Raw genomic sequence first — 25,388 nt, forward strand, 5'->3', positions numbered from 1 at the left:
CATCATAATTAATAAGTATTTATCACTCTTCATATTTTAGTATATCTTCTTTGTACTATATTCATTTCTAGAACATACTTAGACACTATGAAATTCTATAGTACCTTAATTTTCATTTTCAGTTATTTCTATGTTTGTGGTCAGGCAAGTGATTGCGTTGATGCCATAATCGTTTGTGGAAACAATAATATTTCTAGTAATGTATCTGGTTTCGGAACACAAGAGTTGGACCCCACAACCAACTCTTGCGTAAATCAAGAGCTTAACAGTCTTTGGTTAAGTGTTAATATTGCTGTTGATGGAACACTTGCCTTTACAATTCAACCTCATGATAACGACTTAGAGGTAGATTATGATTTTTTTATTTTTGGTCCCAATAGCGATTGTCAAAATCTCACTAGCCCGATCAGGTGTTCAACAACTAATCCTCTACAAGCTTCTTTGACCAGTAACTTCACCGGATTAAGCGATTTTGAAACAGATCAAAACGAAGGTCCTGGTGAACTAGGCAATAGTTTTGTATCTTCTATTCCCGTATCGGCAGGAGAACATTATTATATTTTAGTAGACAGACCTGTAGGAGATGGTGGTTTCAATTTAGACTGGACAGGTACTGCAGGTTTTCTTCCGTCACCGGTAGTTTCAGAACCACAAGACATCGAAGTGTGCAATCCATCTAACACAACTCTTATAGATTTGACCGAAAATGAATCTCAAATTACCAACTCAACAAATACAAACATATTTTACTACACCTCGTATAACGATGCGTTTGATGATATTAACGCAATTATAGAACCAACACAATTCTTATATAACAATCTCACAAATACCGTTTTTGTTAGAGTAGCTAATACTAATGGTTGCTTTGAAGTTGTAGAATTCTCTATAATTCCCTATTCATTTGATACTCCGCCAGAACTCAGTTACGACACTTGTGACACCGATAATGACGCACAAGCAGAATTTTCAATTGTTGAAATAACTACAGATGCAGAAAACGCAATACAGAACAATCTAGATTATGAACTTAGTCTATATCGAAATGAGAATGAAGCAACGACAGGTTCAAATGCGATTACAAATACTATTTTGACAACTATAAGTACAACAATTTATGCCCGAGTAACACCAATAATGAATACAACTTGTTACATCACCTACCCGATTACCCTGACCGTTACCCCTTCTGAATTTCCAGCTTCTATAGATTTAGTTCAATGTGACATTGATGAAACCAATTCTTTGGACGGGATTACAGAATTAGATTTAAGGCAATCTTTTCCTGATGTAGCAGAAAGTAACATCTTTTTCTATGAAACAATTGCCGATCGTACCGCAAACAATAATATTACAGATCCGAATTCATACACGAACACTACAGCCTTTAATCAAACTATATTTTACAAAATAATTTCAGAAGATTGTGAAAATATAGGAGAAATATCCATACAGGTTAATCCAACAGTCGTAAGCTTAAATGCTATTAGCCCTATCTTATTATGCGACGACAATGAAGAGGACAGTATTCTTGAGAGCACCTTTGACCTGGAAGATATTAGACAGCAAAATTTTCAAGGTTTAGATGTTGCCTTTTATAACAGTTTAAACGATGTTACCCTAGAAGAGAATGCACTGACAGGAAATTTAAGAACGACCTCAACCATTATTTACGCTAGACTAGAGGCAAATAATCAATGCCAAAGTGTAGAAGAAATAGAATTGATAGTCAACCCAATACCAAAAGTTAGTTTAGAAGAAAACTATTTAGCATGTACCGATGGTGAACCTTTGGTAATTAATGCTCCCGACGGTTTTGATAAATATAGCTGGTTTAAAGACACCGGATCTGAATTTCAAGAAATTGGAAATAATGAAGATATTTTGGTTAATGAAGATGGTAACTATATTTTAGAAGTTGAAGTTCATTACCAAAGTAACGGTGAAACCATAATTTGTTCAGCATATGCAGATTTCATCGTAACCACATCCTCACCTGTGGTTATTGACGATATTGTTATTCAAGAATCTTTTAGCAACAATACCGTTGAAATAATAGTTAGCGGTAATGATATGTACGAATACTCGCTCGATGGTGAAAATTACCAAGATGAATCTATATTTTTTAATGTAGAAGCAGGTTTTTATACCGTTTACGTTAGAAATAAAAATGGTTGCGGTACTACAGAAGAACAAATATCTGTTATTGGTTTTCCAAAATTCTTTACACCGAACGGGGATGGCAGTAATGATATCTGGCAAATAATTGGCATCAACGATACCAGAAATGACCAACGTATTTTAATTTACGATCGCTACGGCAAACTTATACATCAAATAAAATCTAACGCTATTGGATGGGATGGATTAATGAATGGCCAGCCTCTGCCAGAGTCGGACTATTGGTTTCAAATCACCCTAAGTGACGGCAAAGATTTCAAAGGCCATTTCTCGCTTATACGATAAAATACTGTTATTTATATATATTGACTTCAATTTTTAAAAACTCATAACTTCTTTTACTAAAAGATACATCTTCAATTACATGACTAATTAATGGGTTTTAACCAAAAAATTTAAAAAATCATCTTTTTACTCAACAAATTGCTACTTTATATATTTAATCTATTAAAAAGTTGATTTTAAGACATTCTCAAGTAAAGTCTTTATCTTAACTCCTTACTTAAAATAATTGTTGCTTACTCCAATAATACTATAATCGCTTTTTTCAATATCGTAATTTTAAATTGATGTCAAAATTATTAAGCCTTGTTATCATCTTGGGAATTTTTGGAAAACTTTCAGCCCAAGTAACCGAAGACGAAAAAGACGCCCTTCAAGCTTTTTATACCGCAACAAATGGCGATACATGGGGCAGTCAAACTGATGGTATACCGGATAATGATTGGGATTTTTCAGGAGATGTCTCTAGTGATTGGTACGGTATAACTGTTGACAATGGACATGTAGTTGAGATGGATATGAACCTTATTAACAATGCAAATACAAGTAATATTCAGTCAGGTTATATACCCGATGAATTAGCAGATTTAGAATTTTTAACAACAATAGATATATCGGCAAGTGGACTAACAGGTGCTCTTCCTGTTAGTATTACAACACTACCTAATTTAGTTTATTTAAATGTTTGGAATAATGATTTAGCGGGTACAATTCCCATAGAAATCACTGATATGACACAATTATCGGTATTACATTTAGGTGATAATAATTTTACGGGAACTATCTATCCTGAATATGGTGATTTGGTGAACCTGACATATCTAAATCTCTCTGATAATGACCTTACCGGAACAATACCAGTAAGCTTAGGAAATTTAGTAGAGCTAAGGAGTCTTATTTTAGGGCAACAACAGCTAACAGGAAACCTGCCAGTCTCATTGAGAAACTTAACAAATTTGATAGAACTATCCATTCAATCCACACGAATAGATGGAAATTTACCTGAGGAGTATTCTGAATTAACAAATCTACAAATCCTTCGTTTAAAGTCTTACACCAATGCTTTTATAGGTGGTCTTACCGGCTCTATACCAGATTCTTATGGAAACTTAGTTAATTTAACAACTTTAGATCTTTGGGGCAATGCACTTACTGGCACATTACCAGAATCACTTTTCAACTTGGTAAATATGGAATATTTCAGCGTTGCAAACAACCTAATATCAGGAACGCTACCGGCAAGTTATTCAAGTTGGACCAACATTATAAGATTTGAAGTGTATAATAATGATTTAGAAGGTACTATTCCCGATAGTTATTCAAGCTTCACACAAATAGAAAGCTTTTCAGCAGACACGAACAATCTTACCGGTTCATTATCTCCAAACTTTTCGCAATGGGTAAATCTTGAAACATTCAATGTTTCTAGAAATGAATTAAGTGGTGATTTCCCTCCATCATACGACCAGTGGACTAATCTCTCTCATTTTAATGTATTTGAAAACGCATTTTCTGGAACTATTCCGGATACCTATAACCAATGGAACAATATCATTAATTTTAATGTTAACATTAACCAACTGGAAGGTACTGTACCCGATTTTACTATAATACCTGGTTTTACGCAAAATCTTAATATATCAGAAAATCGTTTTCAATTCGGTGATTTCGAAAGTGAATTTCCTTTTTACGATGCAAATTTTTCTGGTTTTCGTGATAATCCCCAAGCCAAGGTTAATGATATTTTAACTTTAAACGAAGATACTGGTGATAATGTAACCCTAACTACAACGGTTAGTGGATCTCAAAATCATTATCAGTGGTTTAAAGATGGTGTAGCCATTGTAGGTGCACCCGATAGCCCTACACTTACATTGACTAATATACAGGCTACCGATGCGGGAGTATATTACGCAGAAATCACTAGTGATATTGTAACCGACCTTATTTTAGAAAGAAACGATATAACTATAATTATTAGTTGTGTTTTACCCACAGTTGATGACCCTGCCGATGTAAATGCTTGTCTCAATTATACCCTGCCCGCCCTTTCTGCTGGTAATTTCTATTATACACAGACCAATGCCGGAGGTACGCAACTAAATGCTGGCGATGTTATAACAAGTTCACAAACACTTTTCGTGTATGCAGGAACAACCGGTTGTTCTGACGAAAACGAATTTGACATTCAAATAGGAACGGCACCGACCGCAGACGATTCTGCCGATGTAAATGCATGTGCGAGTTACACCCTGCCTGTTCTTTCTGCCGGAAATTTCTATTTTACACAGACCAATGCCGGAGGTACGCAACTAAATGCTGGCGATGTTATAACAAGTTCACAAACACTTTTCGTGTATGCAGGAACAACCGGTTGTTCTGACGAAAACGAATTTGACATTCAAATAGGAACGGCACCGACCGCAGACGATTCTGCCGATGTAAATGCATGTGCGAGTTACACCCTGCCTGTTCTTTCTGCCGGAAATTTCTATTTTACACAGACCAATGCCGGAGGTACGCAACTAAATGCTGGCGATGTTATAACAAGTTCACAAACACTTTTCGTGTATGCAGGAACAACCGGTTGTTCTGACGAAAACGAATTTGACATTCAAATAGGAACGGCACCGACCGCTGATGACCCTGCGGATGTCATCGCATGTGCGAATTACACCCTACCTGTTCTTTCTGCGGATAATTTCTATTATACGCAGACCAATGCAGGCGGTACGCAACTAAATGCTGGCGATGTTATAACAAGTTCACAAACACTTTTCGTGTATGCAGGAACAACCGGTTGTTCTGACGAAAACGAATTTGACATTCAAATAGGAACGGCACCGACCGCAGACGATTCTGCCGATGTAAATGCATGTGCGAGCTACACCCTGCCTGTTCTTTCTGCGGATAATTTCTATTATACGCAGACCAATGCAGGCGGTACCCAATTAAACGCAGGGGATCTTATAACAACTTCACAAACACTTTATATATATGCCGGTACTAGTGGCTGTTCAGATGAGAATAGCTTCGTTATTCAAATAGATAGTCCTACAATAGCAGATGACCCAGATGACGTGGAAGTTTGTGAAAATTATACACTACCCATACTTAACAACAGTAACTACTTTACTCAACCCAATGGTACAGGTACCGAGCTTTTTGCAGGTGATATCATAATCCTCGCCCAAATCATATATATTTATTCTGAATCTGTATCCTGTTCTGACGAAACCAGTTTTACGATAACGATAAATCCGTTATTATGCGAAGAAACAGTAGAACCTGAGACAGAAACTTTTTGTACTATAGATTTCCCAAATTTCTTTACTCCAAATAATGATGGCGTGAATGACAATTATATTCCCGTTACAGATGACTGTTCACCAACAGGAACCTTAACTATATACAACCGCTATGCCCAACTGCTGTTTCAAACAAATACATTAGACAATACCTGGGATGGTACATTTAACGGAAAACCATTACCTTCTTCAGATTATTGGTTTCGATTTGAAAGTGCAGAAAATAATGTAATAATTTCTGGCCATTTTACTTTAAAGCGATAGCAGTCACGATTCTTTTTAACGAACTCCTTTAAATGACACTTCTTTTGTAATTTTAGAGGATGAAATTCAAAGTTGTATCAGATTTTAAACCCACTGGCGACCAACCAAATGCCATAAAGGAATTGGTAAAAGGTATTAATGATAAAGAAAAATTCCAGACCTTATTGGGTGTTACGGGATCAGGTAAAACATTTACCGTAGCCAATGTAATAGAAGAAGTTCAAAAACCTACACTGTTGTTGGCGCACAACAAAACCTTAGCAGCACAACTATACTCAGAGTTCAAACAGTTTTTTCCTGATAATGCTGTTGAATATTTTGTTTCCTACTATGACTACTATCAACCAGAGGCGTTTATCCCAACAAGTGGAGTTTACATCGAAAAAGATCTTTCCATAAATGAAGATATTGAGAAATTACGTCTAAGTACCACATCATCACTATTATCTGGACGACGAGATGTCATCGTAATTGCATCCGTTTCTTGTTTGTATGGTATTGGTAACCCTATTGAATTTCAAAAGAACGTTATTTCCATCAAAAAAGACCAAGTAATCGCTAGAACAAAGTTGATGCACCAACTGGTACAGTCGTTATACTCTAGAACGATGGCAGACTTTAAAAATGGGAATTTCAGGGTTAAGGGAGATGTTGTAGACGTTTTCCCAAGTTATGCCGACCACGCATTTAGAATTCATTTCTTTGGCGATGAAATAGAAGAAATAGAGGCTTTTGACCCATTTAACAATACTATTATAGAGGTATATGATAGCTTGAACATTTACCCTGCTAACATGTTCGTAACCTCGAAAGACGTATTACAGAACGCAATTCATAATATTCAAGATGATTTAGTAAAACAAATTGACTACTTCAAAGACATAGCAAAGCCTTTAGAAGCCAAACGATTGGAAGAACGTACCAATTTCGATTTGGAAATGATACGTGAGCTAGGGTATTGCTCAGGTATTGAAAACTACTCTAGATATTTAGATGGTCGTCAACCAGGTACTAGACCATTCTGCTTGTTAGACTATTTCCCAGATGATTATTTAATGGTAATCGATGAAAGTCATGTTACCATACCACAAGTACATGCCATGTACGGTGGTGACCGTTCTAGAAAAGTGAATTTGGTAGATTATGGTTTTCGTTTACCAGCCGCTATGGACAATAGACCCCTAAAGTTTGAGGAGTTCGAAGCGTTGCAGAATCAAGTTCTATATGTTAGCGCTACTCCCGCAGATTACGAATTACAATTAAGTCAAGGTGTATATGTTGAGCAAGTAATTAGACCAACAGGACTTTTAGATCCTATTATCGAGGTAAGACCAAGCCTAAACCAAATTGATGATTTAGTAGAAGAAATTCAAATTCGTGTTGAAAAAGATGAGCGGACTTTAGTGACCACTTTGACAAAAAGGATGGCAGAAGAGTTGGCTAAATATATGGACAGAATCAATATTAGATGTAGATATATTCATAGTGATGTTGATACTCTAGAGCGTGTAGAAATCATGCAAGATCTGCGAAAGGGAATTTTTGATGTGCTCATCGGGGTGAATTTATTGCGCGAAGGATTAGACTTACCAGAGGTTTCTTTAGTGGTAATTTTAGATGCCGATAAAGAAGGTTTTTTACGTAGTAATAGATCATTAACACAGACCGTGGGTAGAGCTGCAAGAAACCTAAATGGACTAGCAATTATGTACGCAGATAAGATAACTGCAAGCATGCAAAAAACGATTGACGAAACAAATTACAGAAGGCAAAAACAGATACAATATAATACGGATAATAACGTAACGCCAACTGCTTTAAACAAGAGTTTGGACAGTGTACTTTCTAAGAACTCAGTCTCTACATATCATTTCATAAAAGAGGAACTTAGAGCTGCCGAACCAGACATGGATTATCTTACAAAAGAGCAAATTGAAAAGCTCATAAAAGATAAAAGAAAGGCGATGGAAAAAGCTGCAAAAGAATTAGATTTTATGCAAGCAGCGAAGTTGAGAGACGAAATAAAATCATTGCAAGAGCAAGAATAACAAACATTTTTAGAAATCAATTACAAAATAAAAACATATCTATTTAAAGTTCACATAAAGATGTATAAAATACTGGTAAACAATTAATTAAACACATTTTTTAGACAAGACTAAATCTTATTTATTCTAGTTAAAATAGATTTTAAAAGTGTTTTTTAGCTGTTTTTCATTTAATCATAAAACAACTATAGTTTCTCTATCACTAAAATTTCTAAGCAGGAAACAAAGCTTGTAAAAAGAAAAAATATACAAGCGTACATTACGAATTTACGTTAAATTTTTGAACAATAAAATTGGCAGTTACAACCCAACAAAAAGGGTTAGGTTTTAAAGCTTAAAACTCGATTTACAGAACTAGAAAAACTCCTTTTAAAGAATTATTACAAGGAGACATTTAAAGCTTTATCCTAAAAATAAAATCCTATATTTTCAATTATAAAAATACCGATTTAAGAATAACATAACGCAAATATTCTTCCCAAAAAAAAAGCCTCATATGAGCTAATTGAACAATTATATCGATATGCAATTCAGTTCAAATTCAACGCGAAATAAGAACATAAAAACCAAAAAAAAGAAAACAAAAAAAGTGCTTTGATTTCTCAAAGCACTTAACTAAACAACTCAAACCAACCTAAAAAAACCTAGTAACTAAAACTTACTTTAACTCAATCATTCTTTTTGGCTTTGGCAAAGCCTCTTCTTTTTTCGGAAGATTAAATTTCAAAATTCCACCTTCGTATGTCGCTTCAATTTTATCTGTTGCAACAGTTTCAGGTAAGGTAAATGCCCTTTTAAATGATGAGATATTAAACTCTTTTCTTGTAAAATTTTCTTTTACCTCTTCACTCTCTTCTTTAATTTCTGCAGAGATTGTTAAAACAGAATCATCAATTTCAATTTTAAAATCATCTTTCACCCTACCAGGTACAAAAAGTTCTAATTCAAAATCTTTCTCATTTTCTTTTATGTTCACAGCGGGTACAGATGAACGTGAATTCTCAGTGCCACCAAACCAGTCCGGTCTAAATATCTCATTCATTAAAGCCGGGAACAAAACGTCATTTCTCTTAGTTAAACTCATAAACATATCTTTTTAAATAAATTAATTTTAATAGTCGATTTGAATAGAACAAATTATATACCAACACATTTTATATGTCACTTTGACATTATTTTAAGACACAAATATGTCATTATGGCATTTTTATATTATATGAGCATGTAATTTTAGTATATCAGCCATTATATCGAACTAACAATCGCTAGATTTATGACAGACTTATTAAAATGGATAGACTAACCAATTTTATTGACCTCATTCAATCTAGAATTGCTTTTTTCCCCACTATAATCTCCTTGGGTGGGTTGCTAACAGCTTTTTTCATGATTTACCTGGAACAACAAGATATTTCAGCACATATCATGGAAGTTGCTCCAGCTTTAGTCATTGATGATACAGACACCGCTAAAACAATTCTAAGCACTCTTATAGGCGGTTTAATTTCTTTAACGGTATTCAGTTTCTCTATGGTTATGGTGCTATTAAATCAAGCTTCTAGCAATTTCTCGCCTAGAATACTACCCGGTATTATATCTGATCAAAAACATCAAATTGTATTGGGTCTTTATATCGCCACTATACTTTACAACATTTTTATTCTTATTTCCATAGAACCTACTGAAAATTCTTATCAAACACCTGGCTTCTCAGTACTACTAGGTATTATTTTAACTGTTCTATGCTTAGCTGCTTTTATATATTTTATTCATCATATATCTCAAGCTATACAAATAGGTAATATTTTAACTGCAATACACTCTAGAACAAAATCTGAAATAGCATCAATTATAAAGGAACAGGAAATGAACACCTTTGAGTTTCCTAGTCAAGACTATTGGAAAGGATATAAAATTACCGAAACCGGTTACTTCTACGGAATACTTAATGATGATTTACTCGAATTGTGTAAAGAAAACTCAATTAAGGTTATCATTCAACTACACAAAGGGCAATTTATCTTAGATGGTACAATCGGGTTCAAAACTGAAAGACCGATTAATATTGAATTACAGAAGAAAATAATGGGTACTTTACTTTTCAGTCACGAAGAGCTTATTGGAGAAAATTACGTTTATGGATTTAGACAGATTTCAGAAATTGGCGTTAAAGCAATGTCACCGGGAATAAATGACCCGGGAACCGCATTGAATACCATTGACTATTTAACTTCACTTTTCTTAGATTTAATGCGAAAGGCAGACTTTGAATACATTACAGAAAATGACCAAAAAAATTGGGTTCGTATTAAGTCTTCAAAATTTTCAGAAATATTATTTAACGTAATGGCAACCTACAGACAATACTGTAAACACGATATTACGTTAATGCGTAAATTAATGCACATGCTAAAAACACTTACTAATCATGTGATCAATTCTAATCAACTAGAGGTATTAGAAGAAGAAATAAATGAATTAAGGGCTGATGCCAATATTAATATCGAGAATAAAAGAGACCTCGGTAAATTAGATGCCGACTTTATATCTTGGTCTTAGTTATAATGTGATTTAAAAATAGAAATCAATACCTCTGGCGGAACAACTTTATTAGGGTATTTATGCATTATAGAAAGTACTTGTTGAATTGCCCCAGGCGGTAGTCCCATTTTTAGACCAATGTCGTAAATTCTTTTAACTTCGTTAATATCTTGATTATCATCAACATTCATAAGCAACACTAACCTATGAAATTGTAAAAGACGTTCAGACTGTGATCTTGGAATTATATGCTCTACATTAGAACTAAAGAGACCATCAAAAATTTTCTTGCTAACCTCTAATTGTTGAGCTACCGAAAATAGAAAATCATATTCAGATTCCTTTACCACATTATTAACTTTAGCAAAAGATATCATTTCAGATAAAATACTTAACTTCTCTTTATTCGTAGGCATAATTAGCAGTAATTTAATATTGAGGGAATAATTTTTAAACGTTAAAAAAGCTCATTTATTTTAATACAGATAACCTGATAATTCTGGTTTTAACCTTTTTAAAAATTTTATTTAGACAAAAAACTTTTAATTAACCGCTCCCCTTGATAATAGTCTTCACAGAAGTGCAGATCATATAAAAACTTTTTAATAACATCTTGGGGCAACCCCATAGTTAGTCCTCGTTTATACAAAAGCCTTACCCATTTAAAATAACATTTACGTTCGCATTTATCTTTCATAGCCATTTTATAGAAACGAATAACTTTACAAGCCAAACTACTTGGAAGAATAAAAATTTCTTCTTCTTTAATATACTCATCTATAATAGTATGATTCAACCCTAATTGGTCACCTATGGAACAAATAAATTCATATTCAATTTGCTCCAAACCATTGTTCACCATTGAGGATTGAATCATACCTGCGATGATTTTCATTTTTATAGCATCGTTTTCCCTCATATTTTCAGTTCTTTCATTTACTAACTAAATTTTCATCGATTATTATAAAGTCTGATCTTCTGTTTACTAAATGGTCTTGATCAGAACATTTAACACCGTTACTACAATTGTTTATTAACATGGTTTCACCGTAACCATTAGCACTTTGTATTCTATTTTGCGATATTCCCTGACTTACCAAGTAATCTCTAGTAGACTTTGCTCTACTATCTGAAAGGCGAAGGTTGTAACTATCACTACCGCGAGAATCTGTATGAGATTCTATTTTTATTCTCATGTCTGGAAATTGTTGCATAGCAAAAAGTACTTTCTTCAATTCGATTTCGGCACGAGAAGTAATTGCAGATTTATCATAATCAAAATAAATAGGGTCCACCTTTATTTTTTCAACTTCCCCATCATTCTCTACGATCATATCATAAGGTGTCAAGAAAACAACATTATCAAACGAAGGATCTTGTGGCTCTTTTGTAGTTGTAACCATTACTGTTTTTTTCGAGAATCTATCCTTAAAAAATACTAATCTATTTTGTCTATCGCATGGCAAATTAATTTCATAATTGCCTTGCTCATCAGTCAAAAGAATTTCTCTTAATCCATCTTTCGAATTCTTTACTTCAATATTTGCAAAAGGAATAGGTTCTTTTGTAATCTCATTCAATACCTGACCAGAATATGTTAAACAATCAACAGGAGCCATTTTTTCGAAAGAGTAAATATCGTCATCACCAACGCCACCCATTCTATTAGAAGCAAAATATCCATTAGTAAATTCTTCCTCCATAATAAGTGAAAAATCATCCATATTACTATTAAAAGGTTTTCCCATATTAATAGGCAAAGAATATTCATCTTTACTTATAATTTTGGATTTGAATAGATCAAGCCCACCTAGACCATAATGACCATCGGAAGAAAAATATAATACCTCATTTACTACGTAAGGAAACATTTCTCTACCATTAGTGTTAATTGCCGGACCTAAATTCATAGCTTCAGAAACGACACTACCATCTCTTGATAAGGCTACCACATAAATATCTGACCCACCGAAACCACCTGGCATATTTGAAGTAAAGTATAAGTACCTGCCATCTGAACTTAAAGCTGGGTGCCCACACGAATACTCCTTATCATTAATAGAAAGTTCAACGATATCATTGACTTCGCCATTATATACGTTTCCTTTTACAATCTGCATATTTGATAGCCCATCTTTATTTGCATCAAGTTTACCTTTCTTAAAATAATTTCTAGTAATGTAAATACGCTCTTTATCTTTTGATAAAACAACAGACGCGTCATGAAAATCTGATAATCTGTTCGCAGCAAATTTCTCAGGTACATAACCTGCATCCATAGGTCTTGTTGCATATAAATCTAGATAGGGCTGATTGTTCCACGGGTAAACTTTACCACCCGCTTTTACAGAATCTCTTGTGCTAGAGAAAACAATTTTTTCATCGAGATAAAAAGCAGGAGAAAAATCAGATTTTGGACTATTAAAGTTTAGAGTATCCATTTGATATTTGACATCTGTTAGTAACAGACTATCTAAATGCTTCTGTTGTGCCAAAATCATCTGCAAACGATCTTGGTCTTCATAATAAGAGAAAAGAACTTCATTAGCCCTTTCTGTATCCAAATCTGCCTTCAGGCATTGAACCAGTTTTATAATATTATTTTCGCCAAACTCACTACCTTTTAAAACGTATAGCTTAGAATACCATTTTTCTGCATTGGTATAATCACCCATGTTAAAATAACTATCTGCTAAATTTTGAATAATGGCAACATCTGGCTTTTTATCTTTTGTCGCTAAATCGGTATATAGCTCTATAGCCTTATCATATTTAAAATTTGTAAAATATTCATTTGCACGTGTTACTTTAGTCTGTGAGTGAGACAAACAAACCGAACCCAATACTAAGAATGTAAGTAGTAATTTTATTTTCATAATTATATTTTTAGAAGAATCTTGGAGATAAGGCTCTCTTTTTCAAGCCTTCTAGATTGTAGGTTAATATTATTTCATGAGAACCACTATTGTAATCACCAAGACCTGTAGTAGAATAATCATAGGCATAGCCTAAGAAAAACTTATCTGTAATATGAAAACCCGCTAAAGCACTTACTGCATCATCATATCGGTATGCCAAACCTAAACTTAAGCGTTCACGTAATAAGAAATTTGCAGAAACGTCTACTGTAATTGGTGAACCCGCAACATGTTTTGTTAGTACTGCAGGTTTGAATTTGACAGACTCACTAAGATCGAAAACATAACCACCCATAAAGTAGTATTGACTTTTTCTCTCTGTAATTAGATCATCATCACTATCATAAATCTGAGAATTTAATAAGTTAGCACTAGATGCCCCTAAGTACCATTTTGCACCATAGTAGTAAATACCGGCCCCGACCATTGGCCTAAATTCACTTAGATTCTCTTGAAAAACAGGATCTAAACCATTGGCAAAGTTACCTTTTGAGTAATCTACACTTAACATATCTATACCTGCATTTAAACCTAAAGACAAGGTTGTAGATCGACCGGTTTTAATGTGATATGCAAAATTTGCGTTTACTTCGAAATTATTAGAAGCACCTATATTGTCATTTACTATAGTAAGCCCTAAGCCTATTCTATCTTTTACCAAACCGTGAGCAGAAAAGCTTTGGGTTTCTGGAGAACCATCAATGCCTACCCATTGTGTACGATATAATAGACTCGCCGCCAATGTACCTTGAGTACCTGTGTAACCGGCATTTAACGTTTGTGTATTATACATGTATTGTGTGTATTGAGGTCGCTGTTGTGCATAACCTACCATAGTCACGAATGCAAAACCGAGCATGGTAAATATTCTTATGATTGATATATTATTTTTCATATTGATTATTATTTGGGAGTGTGAATGAATTAAAATTTAGATTTTATCTAGCTAGGTGTAACCAACCGACTAAATCTCTATTTAACTCTGGAATATTTATAGCATAATAATAGGTGCCAGCAGGCAAATGATCGCCCTTATTGAGAACTCCACCTACATTAGCAATTCCATCCCAGTTATTCTGGTAATCTTGGGTTTCAAAAACTAAATTTCCATTTCTGTTGTAAATACGTACAGTGTTCGCATAGTCTGTGATACACTCTACTTCGAAGAAGTCATTGAATCCATCTGAGTTTGGAGAAAATTCATTGTAAACTTCTAGGCAAAATTCTGCTCCGAGTACCTCGCCACAGCGCATTGTTTCAATCTCGGTAAGTAGTTCTTTATTAGGGCTACAAGTATCTGTACTCAAATAAGCAACTTGAATACTTGTATTTTGTAATTCGTTCCAAACTACTGTAACGTAATCATCTGTAGAAGTACCACCATCTGTAATTACACCACCAACAACTTTCCATTCATAATTGGTCTCACCACTTTGAGTGAAATATGAATAAGATTCAGAACTTATACATGCCTCCTCTGTTTGACCCGTTAAGGTAATAGGCTCATCTTCTTCAATAACTGCTATGATTTGTAACCTTTCTGCACTTTCACAACCATTTTCTACTCTAGAAACATAGTAATTACCAGCGACCAAAACATCTGTAGGGTTCAGCATATTACCACCCTCTGCACTATCATAAAATACTACTTCATTTTGATTCACTTCTAAGTCACCAATAACAGGACTAGTAGATTCGCAAAATGTTTGGGTTTCTTGAGAACTTGTAGGTGCATCTACATTTACAACTTCAACAGTTATAGCTATACGGGCAAAAACATCTATTGGTAAATTCAACAAGCCTGTAAAATAGACTCCACCATCAACCAATGGCGTATCACTACCCAAAAGACTACCGCCCACTAGGGCATCGAACAAAACACCATCTTCTAAACCTAATTGTAAATCTAAAATAGTAGGATTATCAGATGCACAGAATACCTGTGTCAAATCTCCTGTAGGTAATTCAGGAATTGTAAACGGTAATTGCTTAGTTACTGAACATAATCCAGAATTCATGCTAAGCTCAACGGTATTATCTGTATCGATTAAAGCATCTAACCCAGCTACATCAATATCATAATCTAAATTAGAATCTAGCGTACCTGTATAATCAGTTCCATTTAACCTAAGTGTTACGGTGTCTCCTTCACTAACATCACCTGTAACAGAGCCGGTCAAAGAAATACTAGAATTATCATTATTTACGTCAACAACATCTTCTACAGTAATTACAGTATCTAGCGTGGCATCAATATTAAAATTAGAGTCTATTATTGTTACGTTCACCTCTTTTAGATCGCCATTGGCATTTGTACAGTCTACCACACCTTGTTGCAATCTTACAAAGTAATCATAAGGAGAACTTCCTTCATCTAAACCACTAATAGTTAGAGTACCCGTATCAGATATAGTATATGTTACATCACCCACCACCATATTATCTAGAATTTGATTTGTAGCGTCTATATCAAAAAACCATTCATAAGTGCCATCAATATCACTAGTAGGTACTAAAACAACATCATTAGAACTACACACAGGTTCATCTGCACCAGATACTTCAATATCCGCTGCCGTTGGTATATCTAAAACATTGACAGTTATAGTTGCTCTTATAGATTCTTGAGAACAACCGGGCAGAGCTACACCAATGTAAAAATCTGTAGTTTCATCTAATATTCCAGTATTAAAAGGAATACCTGAGTTTACGTTAGCCAATAAATTACCACCGATAAGAGCATCGTAAAATCTCAATTCTAGTCCCGTTTCATTTTCTATTGTAGTCAGTAGATCAATACTTGTACCTGCACAAATAGATATTTCTTCAGAATTTACAGTTGCAGAACTAGAATTTGAAAGGTTCAATAATTCAGAAAGGGATATAATGGTATCAACAACGATATTTGCCTCTACATTTAAATCGTCACCAGTTATATTCAATACCGCAAAATCACCTGCTTCGTTTGCACATTGACCATCTGTAGTGGTTAATTTGGCATAAATACTATATGGTGTAACATCTGCTTGTAACCCAGAAATAGTAAGTTCACCATTAGCGTCAATATTATACACTACATCATTAACATTCACATTATCTGTAATCTCGTTTACTCCATCTGCATCGAAATACCATGTAAAATCTCCCGAAATATCACTAGAAGGAACATATGTAACTTCACCTGAAGCACATAAATCATTATTTTCTTTTTCAATGTCTATATCTGTAGCGGTAGGTATTGGACTAACATTTACCAAGACTTCTACTCTTGGGGATTCATCTGTACAACCTATTTCACGAGCAGAAACATAATAAGAGGTAGAGGTTGTTAAAACAGGGGTATCGAAACTCTCACCAGAAGCTAAAACAGCTAATAGATTACCCCCAATTTCTGCATCGTACCATAACAATTCTTCTGTTGCTGGATTATTGGTAGTTGCAATCAATGAAACTGAAGAGCTTTCGCAAATAGTTATATTTTCAGAATCAGGATCAATTTCAGGAGATTTTGGTGCACTGAACACATCATAAATTCGAATTTTTTGATCCAAACTAACTCCAAGTAAAGAACTTAAATCTATTGAAATTCTATCTATAGAAACCCCTGGCTCAACAGGTATTGTTACAGTGCCGTTATCTGTCAACAAACCAAGTAAATCAAGGTCTAAAAGATTATTAATATTATCAGAAAATACATTTGCATTAGTACCATTATCTGCCAGTACTTGAATATTATTCAAAACACCTAATTGAAGTAACGATGGATCAACACCCATAGTAAAATAAAAAACGTCATCTGAATCCGAAGGTGTATCCAAATAAAATGTTTGGCTCATATTTGCCGCAACACTAACAATACCAAATCCTAATTCAGAAAATGTATTTATATCGTCATCAATGGCAAACTCAGGATTTGTAACCCCTGCTCCTGATAATTCAAGCAAGTCTAACGTAATACCTGACCCGTCAAAAGAAGTGTAATCAACATTTAAACATGTATTGGCATTATCAGCAGTAAATGCACCAAAAACATTTAACTCTTTTTGTGTATTTAAACCTACTAAAGAACCAACTCTATTTTCAAGGTTTATTCTATTATAAGCTGCATTTGGGGTAACGGCCATAAAATAATCACCATCACTATTTGATACTACTCTTACAGCATTTGCAGCAAAAGAATTTGCTATTCCAGAATCTGCTTGAAGTATTGAAGTATTATTATTCTTCACATCTACAGAGAATTCTTGATTACCTAAAATTACGAGTCCGGCAACATCTGCTAAAAGCCCACCTAAGTTACCTCCTAACAAAAAAGGTAGTAAATCATCTTCAGTATCTAAGCGAATGTAACTTGTTTGGTTGGCAGGTATTTCATTTGGAAACGCCAATTCTATATGACCTGAATATGAACCAAGACCTAAAAGTAATCCTGAATTAGCATTTACAACAGCGCTTGACAACAAACTACCATCTATTGCGCGACCTGAATTATCAACATCGCTTTCACTCGTTATGACATTCGCAAATTGTTGTTGCCCAAAGGCAGATTGTATTCCGATTAAGAATACAATGAAAACTAAAATTAATAGAAAACTATTTATGTATTTTCTCTTCATATTGTTAAAATTGAAAGTTTTTTCTTACAATTATAACGTCCATGAATTATACTTCATATACGATATATCCTACTTTACGATATATTCTAATTAATCATCGATGAAATGATTAATAAAATCGATAAACGGTACAATAAGTTGAGAATTGATAAAAACAGCAATATTTAAGTGTTTTATATACGTTTAATTCACAAAAAATCAAGTTTTCAAATTAACACAAGTAGAAATTATAGCACATTTAAGTCATTGATAATTAATCTTATAATCAAAAAAAATGACCTGTAAAACAGGTCTTTTTTCTATAACAATTTCTTTATGCCAGCTAGCTTTTATTTGATGAACACTTGGGTAAAGTATAATGTACCATCTTCTGATGTTGAAACAGATATTGCAGTTTCCGTATAATCGCCTTCTATGTTCTTAAGGTGACTTGCACTTGCCAGCCAAGCTTCGAATACTCCCTCGGCAGTTGAAAAACTTCTACCAACATTCTCTGAAACTCTTGTTGCATTTACCTCTACAGACAATTCAGATGATCTCTGTGCAAAATCGTCATGGCTGATTTCATCTTTTGAAATCATATAAAGATTATGATCTAACGTATATGATTGTGCCTGGTTGTTATATGATAATTCAGATAGACCGTTCTCAGCTCTATAACCGTTCACCAAATCAAATATCTCCAATTCAATATCTATATTTACATCTGATACTACCAAAGCAGTTGAAGTGCTATCTAACAGTATCTCTTCATTTAAATCAGTTTTGCTACATGAGCTTGTTACTATTAAAATCAACGCTAAAAATATAATTGAAAACTTCATCTGTATATGCTTTGTTATTGTTATACATGACAAAGTTACGTGCGCGATAAAGCTTAAAAACAGATTCTTCGGGCAATAGACGAGATGTATCGGTCAGTGGTATAATCCTATAGATGAGGTAATATTTATCCTATAACACTAAAATGTTTAAACGATGTAATTGACTTTTAATCCTATTTTATACAGATGGAAGGATGACAATTTAATATTCATAAATTAAAAGGTATTTAATTTATCAAGTATAACCGCAATTACAAAAAACAGAAAACCGATGCTACTTTAAAATGAATGCAAAAAAAATGACCTGTAAAACAGGTCATTTTTCTATAACAATTTCTTTATGCCAGCTAGCTTTTATTTGATGAACACTTGGGTAAAGTATAATGTACCATCTTCTGATGTTGAAACAGATATTGCAGTTTGCGTATAATCGCCTTCTATGTTCTTAAGGTGACTTGCACTTGCCAACCAAGCTTCGAATACTCCCTCCGCAGTTGAAAAACTTCTACCAACATTCTCTGAAACTCTTGTTGCATTTACCTCTACAGACAATTCAGATGATCTCTGTGCAAAATCGTCATGGCTGATTTCATCTTTTGAAATCATATAAAGATTATGATCTAACGTATATGATTGTGCCTGGTTGTTATATGATAATTCAGATAGACCGTTCTCAGCTCTATAACCGTTCACCAAATCAAATATCTCCAATTCAATATCTATATTTACATCTGATACTACCAAAGCAGTTGAAGTGCTATCTAACAGTATCTCTTCATTTAAATCAGTTTTGCTACATGAGCTTGTTACTATTAAAATCAACGCTAAAAATATAATTGAAAACCTCATCTGTATATGCTTTGTTATTGTTATACATGACAAAGTTACGTGCGCGATAAAGGTTAAAAACAGAATCTTCGGGCAATGGACGAGATGTATCGGTCAGTGGTATAATCCTATAGTTGAGGTAGTATTAATCTTATCTATATAAAATAATTAATCGATGTAATTGACTTTTAATCCCATTTTATGCAGATAGAAGGATACTAATTGATAGCACCACCATAAAAGGACCTTAAAACATGAGGTAAATATCTTTAGATAGTTTTATTATAAAATAATTATTTAATGAACAAACTTTTAAGAAGTCTAACCTATTAACAAGGAGTAGCAACCAACAGGTCATATTTTTGTAATAACTTGCAGTCCTTAAATTTGTGGTATGACAAATAATGATATATTTAAAAAACTAAGAGTAGCGTTGAAATTCAGAGATGATCAAATCGTTGATATTTTGCAGCTTGTAGATTTTAAAATTTCTAAAAGTGAATTAGGTGCTTTCTTTAGAAATGAAGACCACCCAAATTATATGGAATGCGGTGATCAAGTGTTACGTAACTTTTTGAACGGATTAGTTCTTCATCTGCGCGGAACAAAAGATGCCCCTAAAATACCTGGAGAAGTGCTATTGGCTATGTCAACCAGCACCAAAAGACCGGTTCAAAAAAACAATGAAAGAAAAGACTTTAAAACAAAGCAGATGAACAAGGTGGATACTGCCGTTAGCCCTGTGAAGTATAAAAACAAGAAAAAAACTTAATACACCTCTGTGTATTAAGTTTTTTTAATGGCATAATTGAATAATTAAGCCTCTATTCGTACAGGAATGGTATACACTTTACCTTCCTCTACGTCTGTCAAATTAACTTTTTGATAGTTTAATTTGGCCTTGACAAAACTTTCCATTTTATCAAATTCAGAATTCACAGATAACACTACGATTTCCCCATCTGCATTCAAAGTAAAACGAACCTGGGCTGTTATATCGTTATGTTCTTCAGCGAAGTTATTCTCCGTTAACATTTTTGAAATCTGTGTTGAAAGATTTTTAGAAGGGTTTTCACCTTTTACATCGTTCGCTAAAACATTACCTGTTGCAAGTAGCATTGCAGCTACGACTACTAAACTTAATTTTCTCATGACTTTTTGTTTTTTACTTCAGTTTTTCTGAAGTATGATTAATAATTGATTGATGATGAATTACTAAAAAGACGACTGCAAAATAAGAATGTTACAATTTAAGCTCATTTTAACATCTCTTTAATATTAATTCTTCAATTACACCACAAATTTAGATATACAATTCATAGTAAAAACATAGTTTAATAGCCTTAACCATTATTTCATTTCGGTAACATAAAATATAGATTAACACCAGTTATGGTTACGATTAATTAAAATAACCAACACAATAAATACATACTTTCAATAGTAAACAAAAAAAAGGTCACTCCGATTGGAGTGACCTTTATATTATATAAAGTGAATTGGGGTTTTAAGCTAATACCTCTTTTACTTTATCTGCAGCTTCTTGGAACTGTACAGCCGATTGTACTGCAAGTCCAGAATTGTCAATAATCTCTTTTGCTAATTCAGCATTAGTACCTTGTAATCTTACAATAATCGGCACTTTCATTGAATCGCCCATATTCTTGTATGCATCAACAACACCTTGTGCAACACGATCACAACGAACGATACCACCGAATATGTTGATTAGAATTGCCTTAACGTTAGGATCTTTTAATATAATTCTAAACGCCTCTTCAACTCTTTTAGCATCTGCCGTACCACCAACATCTAAGAAGTTAGCTGGTTCACCACCTGCCATCTTAATTAAATCCATAGTTGCCATAGCAAGACCTGCACCGTTAACCATACAACCAACGTTACCGTCAAGATCAACATAGTTAAGACCAACTTCTCTTGCTTCTACTTCAATAGCGTTCTCTTCTCTAAGATCACGCATTTCTGCATACTGCTTTCTACGGTATAGTGCATTATCATCAATAGAAACCTTAGCATCAACAGCCATGATCAAATCATCAGATGTTTTTAATACAGGGTTAATTTCAAACATATTAGAATCACTTTCTACATATGCTTTATATAATGATGCAACGAATTTTGTCATTTCTTTAAACGCAGTACCTGAAAGTCCTAAGTTAAAAGCAATCTTTCTTGCTTGAAAACCTAACAATCCTGTAGCTGGATCAATTTCTTCTGTAAAAATTAAGTGTGGAGTACTTTCAGCAACCTCTTCAATGTCCATACCACCTTCTGTAGAATACATAATCATATTCTTACCATTAGCTCTGTTTAACACAACAGACATATAGAATTCACTTGTTTCGCTTTCGCCTGGGTAGTATACATCTTCGGCAACCAATACTTGGTGTACTTTTTTACCTTCCGCAGAAGTTTGCGGTGTAATTAAGTTCATACCGATAATCTGGTTTGCGATCTCTTCTACCTCTTTTAGGTTTTTGGCTAATTTTACACCACCACCTTTACCACGACCACCTGCGTGTACTTGCGCTTTAATAACGTGCCATCCCGTTCCGGTTTCAGCAGTTAATTGCTTTGCAGCCTCAACAGCCTCTTTTGCATTTTGGGCAACTATTCCTCTTTGGATGCGCACCCCAAAACTTGCTAATATCTCTTTTCCTTGATATTCGTGAAGGTTCATATATATGGTGAATTTAAATGTTAAGCAAAAATAGGAAACAGTAAGTAATTATTTAAAAATACTGAGGATTAATTAGAACAACTAGTATAATTATCTAGATAAAAACACAAAACTATAAGAATACGATTCATTTTTTCAGTCTAAAATTGACTTAAATCTCCAAATCTTTAAAATCCAGAGGATCAAAATTCTTAAAATGACCATTGAGCTCTATCGTTTTCTTGGTTCTGTTTACTTCTGATAAAACAGTAATAGTTGATGTTAAATGCAGACCTATAAAATTTAGTCGGTCATTTTCTGTAGGTATCTGTAAAAGTTGATACTCCTGTTCAAAAGACAATCCGATTTTGTGAGCCAGGGCAAAACTATTGAATTCTTTTACATTGAGTTTGGTATATGGCACATCCATAATAGCATATAACTGCTCTATACCATTTATGATTGTTTGCTTTTTTTCTTCAGTCGCTACGTAATCATACTCCAATAACTTTACAATACCGCCAGCGTATAACTTATTATCCATAATATTATCGAAAGCCAGTAATTTAAATACTTGTCGAGCCACACAGACCACATCCATTTCTCCAGTATCATATGTGGTAACTACCTCTACCAATTGTACCTCAACACCGTATTCCATTTTATTGTTTATGAAAACAGGTATACCGAATGTAATAGCTTCATCTCTACAATCTTGTATTAATTGTTTGTAGCGATCTTCAAAAATATGAAGCGGTACAGTCTCTCCCGGAAAGAATATTGATTGTAATGGGAATAAAGGTAATTTCATTTTATAAAAATACAAAGGACTTTAAATAGCTCCAAAATAAATAAAATTTTCTATTGTTATAAATATCACAATTTGTTATTTTAATTGTATTTACATTATTATTTTTGCTCCTAACCAATTAGAAAGTTAAATTCGCCTAAAATTAGATAGAATGAGAAATGAGGATTTGTTGCAAATAGCAAAAACATATGGAGACCCCGTGTATGTTTATGACTCTGAAAAAATAGTTTCACAATTTAATAGATTGACAAAGGCATTTGGTTCAGTCAAGAAATTGAAACTTAATTATGCAGCTAAAGCACTTTCTAATATTACCGTATTAAGATTAATGAATAGTCTTGGTAGCGGTTTAGATACAGTATCTATTCAAGAAGTTCAATTAGGTTTATTAGCAGGTTTTAAACCTGAATCAATCATTTTCACACCAAATGGAGTTTCGTTAGAAGAAATTGAACAAGCAGCCAAATTAGGAGTACGCATTAACATAGACAACCTTTCTATATTAGAACAATTCGGTAGTAAACATCCAAATATTCCGGTATGTATACGTATTAACCCACATGTTATGGCAGGTGGCAATTCTAATATTTCAGTAGGTCATATAGATTCTAAATTTGGTATCAGTATTCATCAGATACCACATTTATTACGCATCGTAGAATTGACTAAAATGAATATCAACGGCATACATATGCATACCGGTAGTGATATTTTAGATATCGACGTATTCTTATATGCTTCTGAAATTTTATTTGATACCGCTCGAAATTTTAAAAATCTAGATTTTATCGATTTCGGTAGCGGCTTCAAAGTACCTTATAAAGAAGGTGATATTGAGACCAATGTAGAAGAATTAGGTAAGAAACTAAGTACTCGTTTTAATGAGTTCTGTAAAGAATATGGTAAAGATTTAACCTTAGCTTTTGAGCCAGGTAAATTTTTAGTGAGTGAAGCAGGTGTTTTTCTTGCCAAAGTAAATGTGGTTAAACAAACGACATCAACAGTATTTGCAAGTGTAGATTCTGGTTTCAATCACTTAATTAGACCAATGCTTTATGGCGCTACACATACAATAAACAACATTTCTAACCCAAGTGGTAGAGAACGTTATTATTCTGTTGTAGGGTATATCTGTGAGACCGATACTTTTGCCAGCAATAAAAGAATAAACGAGATTACTGAAGGCGATATTCTTTGCTTTAAAAATGCGGGTGCATATTGCTTTACTATGGCAAGTAACTACAACTCAAGATTTAGACCACCAGAAGTTCTTTGGCATAAAGGGAAGGCAATTCTTATACGCGAAAGAGAAACTTTTGAAGATTTAATTCGTAATCAAGTAGATGTAAAAGATTTATTCGCTGTTAAAGAAACCGCAAAAGTGAAATAAAGCATTTAAAAATACGTTAGTTTTGGTATAATAGTAGGACTATACACTCAAATTAAACTCATGAAAACGTATTCTTTATCTTTTTACAAATCATTTTTATTCTTAGCCGTTCTTTTTATTTCGGTCGCTAGTTATGCACAAGAGGTAAATTGGATTTCTTGGGAAGAGGCTGCCGAACTAACGGCGACCGACACAAACCCAAAGAAAGTCTTTATTGACGTGTACACAGATTGGTGTGGATGGTGCAAGAAAATGGATAAGGACACTTTTCAAAATCCGGAAGTAGCTGCATACATGGCAGAGAACTATTATATGGTAAAGTTTGATGGTGAAGGAAAAGACCCAATCGAATATAAAGGGAAGACATATAAATTTGTTCCTTCGGGCAGAAAGGGTTATCATGAATTTGCAGCCGCTTTAATGCAAGGGCGTTTAAGCTACCCAACTACTATTTTCTTAGACGAAGAATTAAACATGCTTTCTCCAATACCTGGATATCAAAAGCCAGAGCCATTCTTAGAAATTGCTCGCTATTTTGGTAGTGACATTTACAAAGAAAAAGATTGGAAAGCTTATACTGGTGAAGCCGGTAAATAAGAATTTACACTTACCTTCTAAAGTCATTACAAATATGCAATGGCTCATTTATAAATTTACTTTTCTTTAGAGTTATACGTTGTTGAAAAATTGGAAAGCA

Annotated in this window: 18 protein-coding genes; 7 read left to right on the forward strand and 11 right to left on the reverse strand. The window is 33.8% G+C overall.

Annotation, left to right across the window (positions count from 1 at the left end; all coding sequences use genetic code 11):
• The first annotated feature begins 87 nt into the window (after positions 1 to 87).
• The 3 genes from ACJJVP_RS00730 (at position 88) to uvrB (ending at position 8,083) form a co-directional block, all read left to right on the forward strand.
• Positions 88 to 2,466 carry a T9SS type B sorting domain-containing protein gene (locus ACJJVP_RS00730; RefSeq protein ID WP_405409988.1) on the forward strand — a complete coding sequence of 793 codons (2,379 nt, stop codon included), beginning with the start codon at positions 88 to 90 and terminating at the stop codon, positions 2,464 to 2,466.
• A gap of 284 nt (positions 2,467 to 2,750) precedes the next feature.
• The gene (locus tag ACJJVP_RS00735) at positions 2,751 to 6,035 is read left to right on the forward strand and encodes a T9SS type B sorting domain-containing protein (RefSeq protein WP_405409990.1); all 3,285 of its coding nucleotides are present in this window, start codon (positions 2,751 to 2,753) and stop codon (positions 6,033 to 6,035) included.
• A gap of 59 nt (positions 6,036 to 6,094) precedes the next feature.
• Positions 6,095 to 8,083 carry an excinuclease ABC subunit UvrB gene (gene uvrB / locus ACJJVP_RS00740; protein WP_405409992.1) on the forward strand — a complete coding sequence of 663 codons (1,989 nt, stop codon included), beginning with the start codon at positions 6,095 to 6,097 and terminating at the stop codon, positions 8,081 to 8,083.
• A gap of 658 nt (positions 8,084 to 8,741) precedes the next feature.
• Here uvrB and ACJJVP_RS00745 read toward each other — a convergent pair.
• The gene (locus ACJJVP_RS00745; protein WP_405409993.1) at positions 8,742 to 9,167 is read right to left on the reverse strand and encodes an Hsp20/alpha crystallin family protein; all 426 of its coding nucleotides are present in this window, start codon (positions 9,165 to 9,167) and stop codon (positions 8,742 to 8,744) included.
• 206 nt (positions 9,168 to 9,373) lie between these two features.
• Here ACJJVP_RS00745 and ACJJVP_RS00750 point away from each other — a divergent pair, with 206 nt between their 5' ends.
• Positions 9,374 to 10,642: a DUF2254 domain-containing protein gene (locus tag ACJJVP_RS00750; protein WP_405409995.1), complete on the forward strand. Its 1,269-nt coding sequence runs from the start codon at positions 9,374 to 9,376 to the stop codon at positions 10,640 to 10,642.
• On the opposite strand, the gene ACJJVP_RS00755 is transcribed toward ACJJVP_RS00750, so the two are convergent.
• The 7 genes from ACJJVP_RS00755 to ACJJVP_RS00785 form a co-directional block, all read right to left on the reverse strand.
• Positions 10,639 to 11,040 carry a TerB family tellurite resistance protein gene (locus ACJJVP_RS00755; RefSeq protein WP_405409997.1) on the reverse strand — a complete coding sequence of 134 codons (402 nt, stop codon included), beginning with the start codon at positions 11,038 to 11,040 and terminating at the stop codon, positions 10,639 to 10,641. The genes ACJJVP_RS00750 and ACJJVP_RS00755 overlap by 4 nt on opposite strands.
• Before the next feature lie 107 nt (positions 11,041 to 11,147).
• Positions 11,148 to 11,543: a hypothetical protein gene (locus ACJJVP_RS00760; RefSeq protein WP_405409999.1), complete on the reverse strand. Its 396-nt coding sequence runs from the start codon at positions 11,541 to 11,543 to the stop codon at positions 11,148 to 11,150.
• Between the two features lie 13 nt (positions 11,544 to 11,556).
• Positions 11,557 to 13,500, reverse strand: coding sequence for an OmpA family protein (locus tag ACJJVP_RS00765; RefSeq protein ID WP_405410001.1), 1,944 nt, complete (start codon positions 13,498 to 13,500; stop codon positions 11,557 to 11,559).
• A gap of 10 nt (positions 13,501 to 13,510) precedes the next feature.
• Complete coding sequence (locus tag ACJJVP_RS00770) at positions 13,511 to 14,437, reverse strand: type IX secretion system membrane protein PorP/SprF (RefSeq protein ID WP_405410002.1); 927 nt, start codon at positions 14,435 to 14,437, stop codon at positions 13,511 to 13,513.
• Positions 14,438 to 14,480: 43 nt separating this feature from the next.
• Positions 14,481 to 18,158: a gliding motility-associated C-terminal domain-containing protein gene (locus tag ACJJVP_RS00775; protein WP_405410004.1), complete on the reverse strand. Its 3,678-nt coding sequence runs from the start codon at positions 18,156 to 18,158 to the stop codon at positions 14,481 to 14,483.
• A gap of 329 nt (positions 18,159 to 18,487) precedes the next feature.
• Positions 18,488 to 18,982 (reverse strand): CAP domain-containing protein, encoded by a 495-nt coding sequence (locus tag ACJJVP_RS00780; RefSeq protein ID WP_405410005.1) that lies wholly within the window; start codon positions 18,980 to 18,982, stop codon positions 18,488 to 18,490.
• A gap of 354 nt (positions 18,983 to 19,336) precedes the next feature.
• The gene (locus tag ACJJVP_RS00785; protein WP_405410007.1) at positions 19,337 to 19,831 is read right to left on the reverse strand and encodes a CAP domain-containing protein; all 495 of its coding nucleotides are present in this window, start codon (positions 19,829 to 19,831) and stop codon (positions 19,337 to 19,339) included.
• Positions 19,832 to 20,204: 373 nt separating this feature from the next.
• Here ACJJVP_RS00785 and ACJJVP_RS00790 point away from each other — a divergent pair, with 373 nt between their 5' ends.
• Positions 20,205 to 20,582, forward strand: coding sequence for a DUF1456 family protein (locus ACJJVP_RS00790; RefSeq protein ID WP_405410008.1), 378 nt, complete (start codon positions 20,205 to 20,207; stop codon positions 20,580 to 20,582).
• A 44-nt stretch (positions 20,583 to 20,626) separates the two neighbouring features.
• On the opposite strand, the gene ACJJVP_RS00795 is transcribed toward ACJJVP_RS00790, so the two are convergent.
• From ACJJVP_RS00795 to ACJJVP_RS00805, 3 genes are all read right to left on the reverse strand, one after another.
• The gene (locus tag ACJJVP_RS00795) at positions 20,627 to 20,962 is read right to left on the reverse strand and encodes a hypothetical protein (RefSeq protein ID WP_405410010.1); all 336 of its coding nucleotides are present in this window, start codon (positions 20,960 to 20,962) and stop codon (positions 20,627 to 20,629) included.
• Positions 20,963 to 21,317: 355 nt separating this feature from the next.
• Positions 21,318 to 22,511 (reverse strand): ADP-forming succinate--CoA ligase subunit beta, encoded by a 1,194-nt coding sequence (gene sucC, locus ACJJVP_RS00800; protein WP_405410011.1) that lies wholly within the window; start codon positions 22,509 to 22,511, stop codon positions 21,318 to 21,320.
• Positions 22,512 to 22,662: 151 nt separating this feature from the next.
• Positions 22,663 to 23,301, reverse strand: a complete 639-nt coding sequence (locus ACJJVP_RS00805; protein WP_405410012.1) for an LON peptidase substrate-binding domain-containing protein — start codon at positions 23,299 to 23,301, stop codon at positions 22,663 to 22,665.
• A gap of 151 nt (positions 23,302 to 23,452) precedes the next feature.
• On the opposite strand from ACJJVP_RS00805, the gene lysA reads away from it, so the two are divergent.
• Positions 23,453 to 24,691 carry a diaminopimelate decarboxylase gene (gene lysA, locus ACJJVP_RS00810; RefSeq protein ID WP_405410014.1) on the forward strand — a complete coding sequence of 413 codons (1,239 nt, stop codon included), beginning with the start codon at positions 23,453 to 23,455 and terminating at the stop codon, positions 24,689 to 24,691.
• A 60-nt stretch (positions 24,692 to 24,751) separates the two neighbouring features.
• Complete coding sequence (locus ACJJVP_RS00815; RefSeq protein ID WP_405410016.1) at positions 24,752 to 25,288, forward strand: thioredoxin family protein; 537 nt, start codon at positions 24,752 to 24,754, stop codon at positions 25,286 to 25,288.
• The last annotated feature ends 100 nt before the right edge of the window (positions 25,289 to 25,388 follow it).

It is taken from the genome of Maribacter sp. Asnod1-A12 (assembly GCF_045063735.1).
Lineage (GTDB): Bacteria > Bacteroidota > Bacteroidia > Flavobacteriales > Flavobacteriaceae > Maribacter.

Bases quoted from the DNA above. Each gene is read 5' to 3' on its own strand.
- ACJJVP_RS00780 (WP_405410005.1), bottom strand. From the start codon at position 18,982: ATGAAGTTTTCAATTATATTTTTAGCGTTGATTTTAATAGTAACAAGC.
- lysA (WP_405410014.1), top strand. From the start codon at position 23,453: ATGAGAAATGAGGATTTGTTGCAAATAGCAAAAACATATGGAGACCCC.
- ACJJVP_RS00815 (WP_405410016.1), top strand. From the start codon at position 24,752: ATGAAAACGTATTCTTTATCTTTTTACAAATCATTTTTATTCTTAGCC.
- ACJJVP_RS00730 (WP_405409988.1), top strand. From the start codon at position 88: ATGAAATTCTATAGTACCTTAATTTTCATTTTCAGTTATTTCTATGTT.
- uvrB (WP_405409992.1), top strand. From the start codon at position 6,095: ATGAAATTCAAAGTTGTATCAGATTTTAAACCCACTGGCGACCAACCA.
- ACJJVP_RS00750 (WP_405409995.1), top strand. From the start codon at position 9,374: ATGGATAGACTAACCAATTTTATTGACCTCATTCAATCTAGAATTGCT.
- ACJJVP_RS00770 (WP_405410002.1), bottom strand. From the start codon at position 14,437: ATGAAAAATAATATATCAATCATAAGAATATTTACCATGCTCGGTTTT.
- ACJJVP_RS00755 (WP_405409997.1), bottom strand. From the start codon at position 11,040: ATGCCTACGAATAAAGAGAAGTTAAGTATTTTATCTGAAATGATATCT.
- ACJJVP_RS00775 (WP_405410004.1), bottom strand. From the start codon at position 18,158: ATGAAGAGAAAATACATAAATAGTTTTCTATTAATTTTAGTTTTCATT.
- ACJJVP_RS00745 (WP_405409993.1), bottom strand. From the start codon at position 9,167: ATGAGTTTAACTAAGAGAAATGACGTTTTGTTCCCGGCTTTAATGAAT.
- ACJJVP_RS00760 (WP_405409999.1), bottom strand. From the start codon at position 11,543: ATGAGGGAAAACGATGCTATAAAAATGAAAATCATCGCAGGTATGATT.
- sucC (WP_405410011.1), bottom strand. From the start codon at position 22,511: ATGAACCTTCACGAATATCAAGGAAAAGAGATATTAGCAAGTTTTGGG.
- ACJJVP_RS00735 (WP_405409990.1), top strand. From the start codon at position 2,751: ATGTCAAAATTATTAAGCCTTGTTATCATCTTGGGAATTTTTGGAAAA.
- ACJJVP_RS00785 (WP_405410007.1), bottom strand. From the start codon at position 19,831: ATGAGGTTTTCAATTATATTTTTAGCGTTGATTTTAATAGTAACAAGC.
- ACJJVP_RS00765 (WP_405410001.1), bottom strand. From the start codon at position 13,500: ATGAAAATAAAATTACTACTTACATTCTTAGTATTGGGTTCGGTTTGT.
- ACJJVP_RS00805 (WP_405410012.1), bottom strand. From the start codon at position 23,301: ATGAAATTACCTTTATTCCCATTACAATCAATATTCTTTCCGGGAGAG.
- ACJJVP_RS00790 (WP_405410008.1), top strand. From the start codon at position 20,205: ATGACAAATAATGATATATTTAAAAAACTAAGAGTAGCGTTGAAATTC.
- ACJJVP_RS00795 (WP_405410010.1), bottom strand. From the start codon at position 20,962: ATGAGAAAATTAAGTTTAGTAGTCGTAGCTGCAATGCTACTTGCAACA.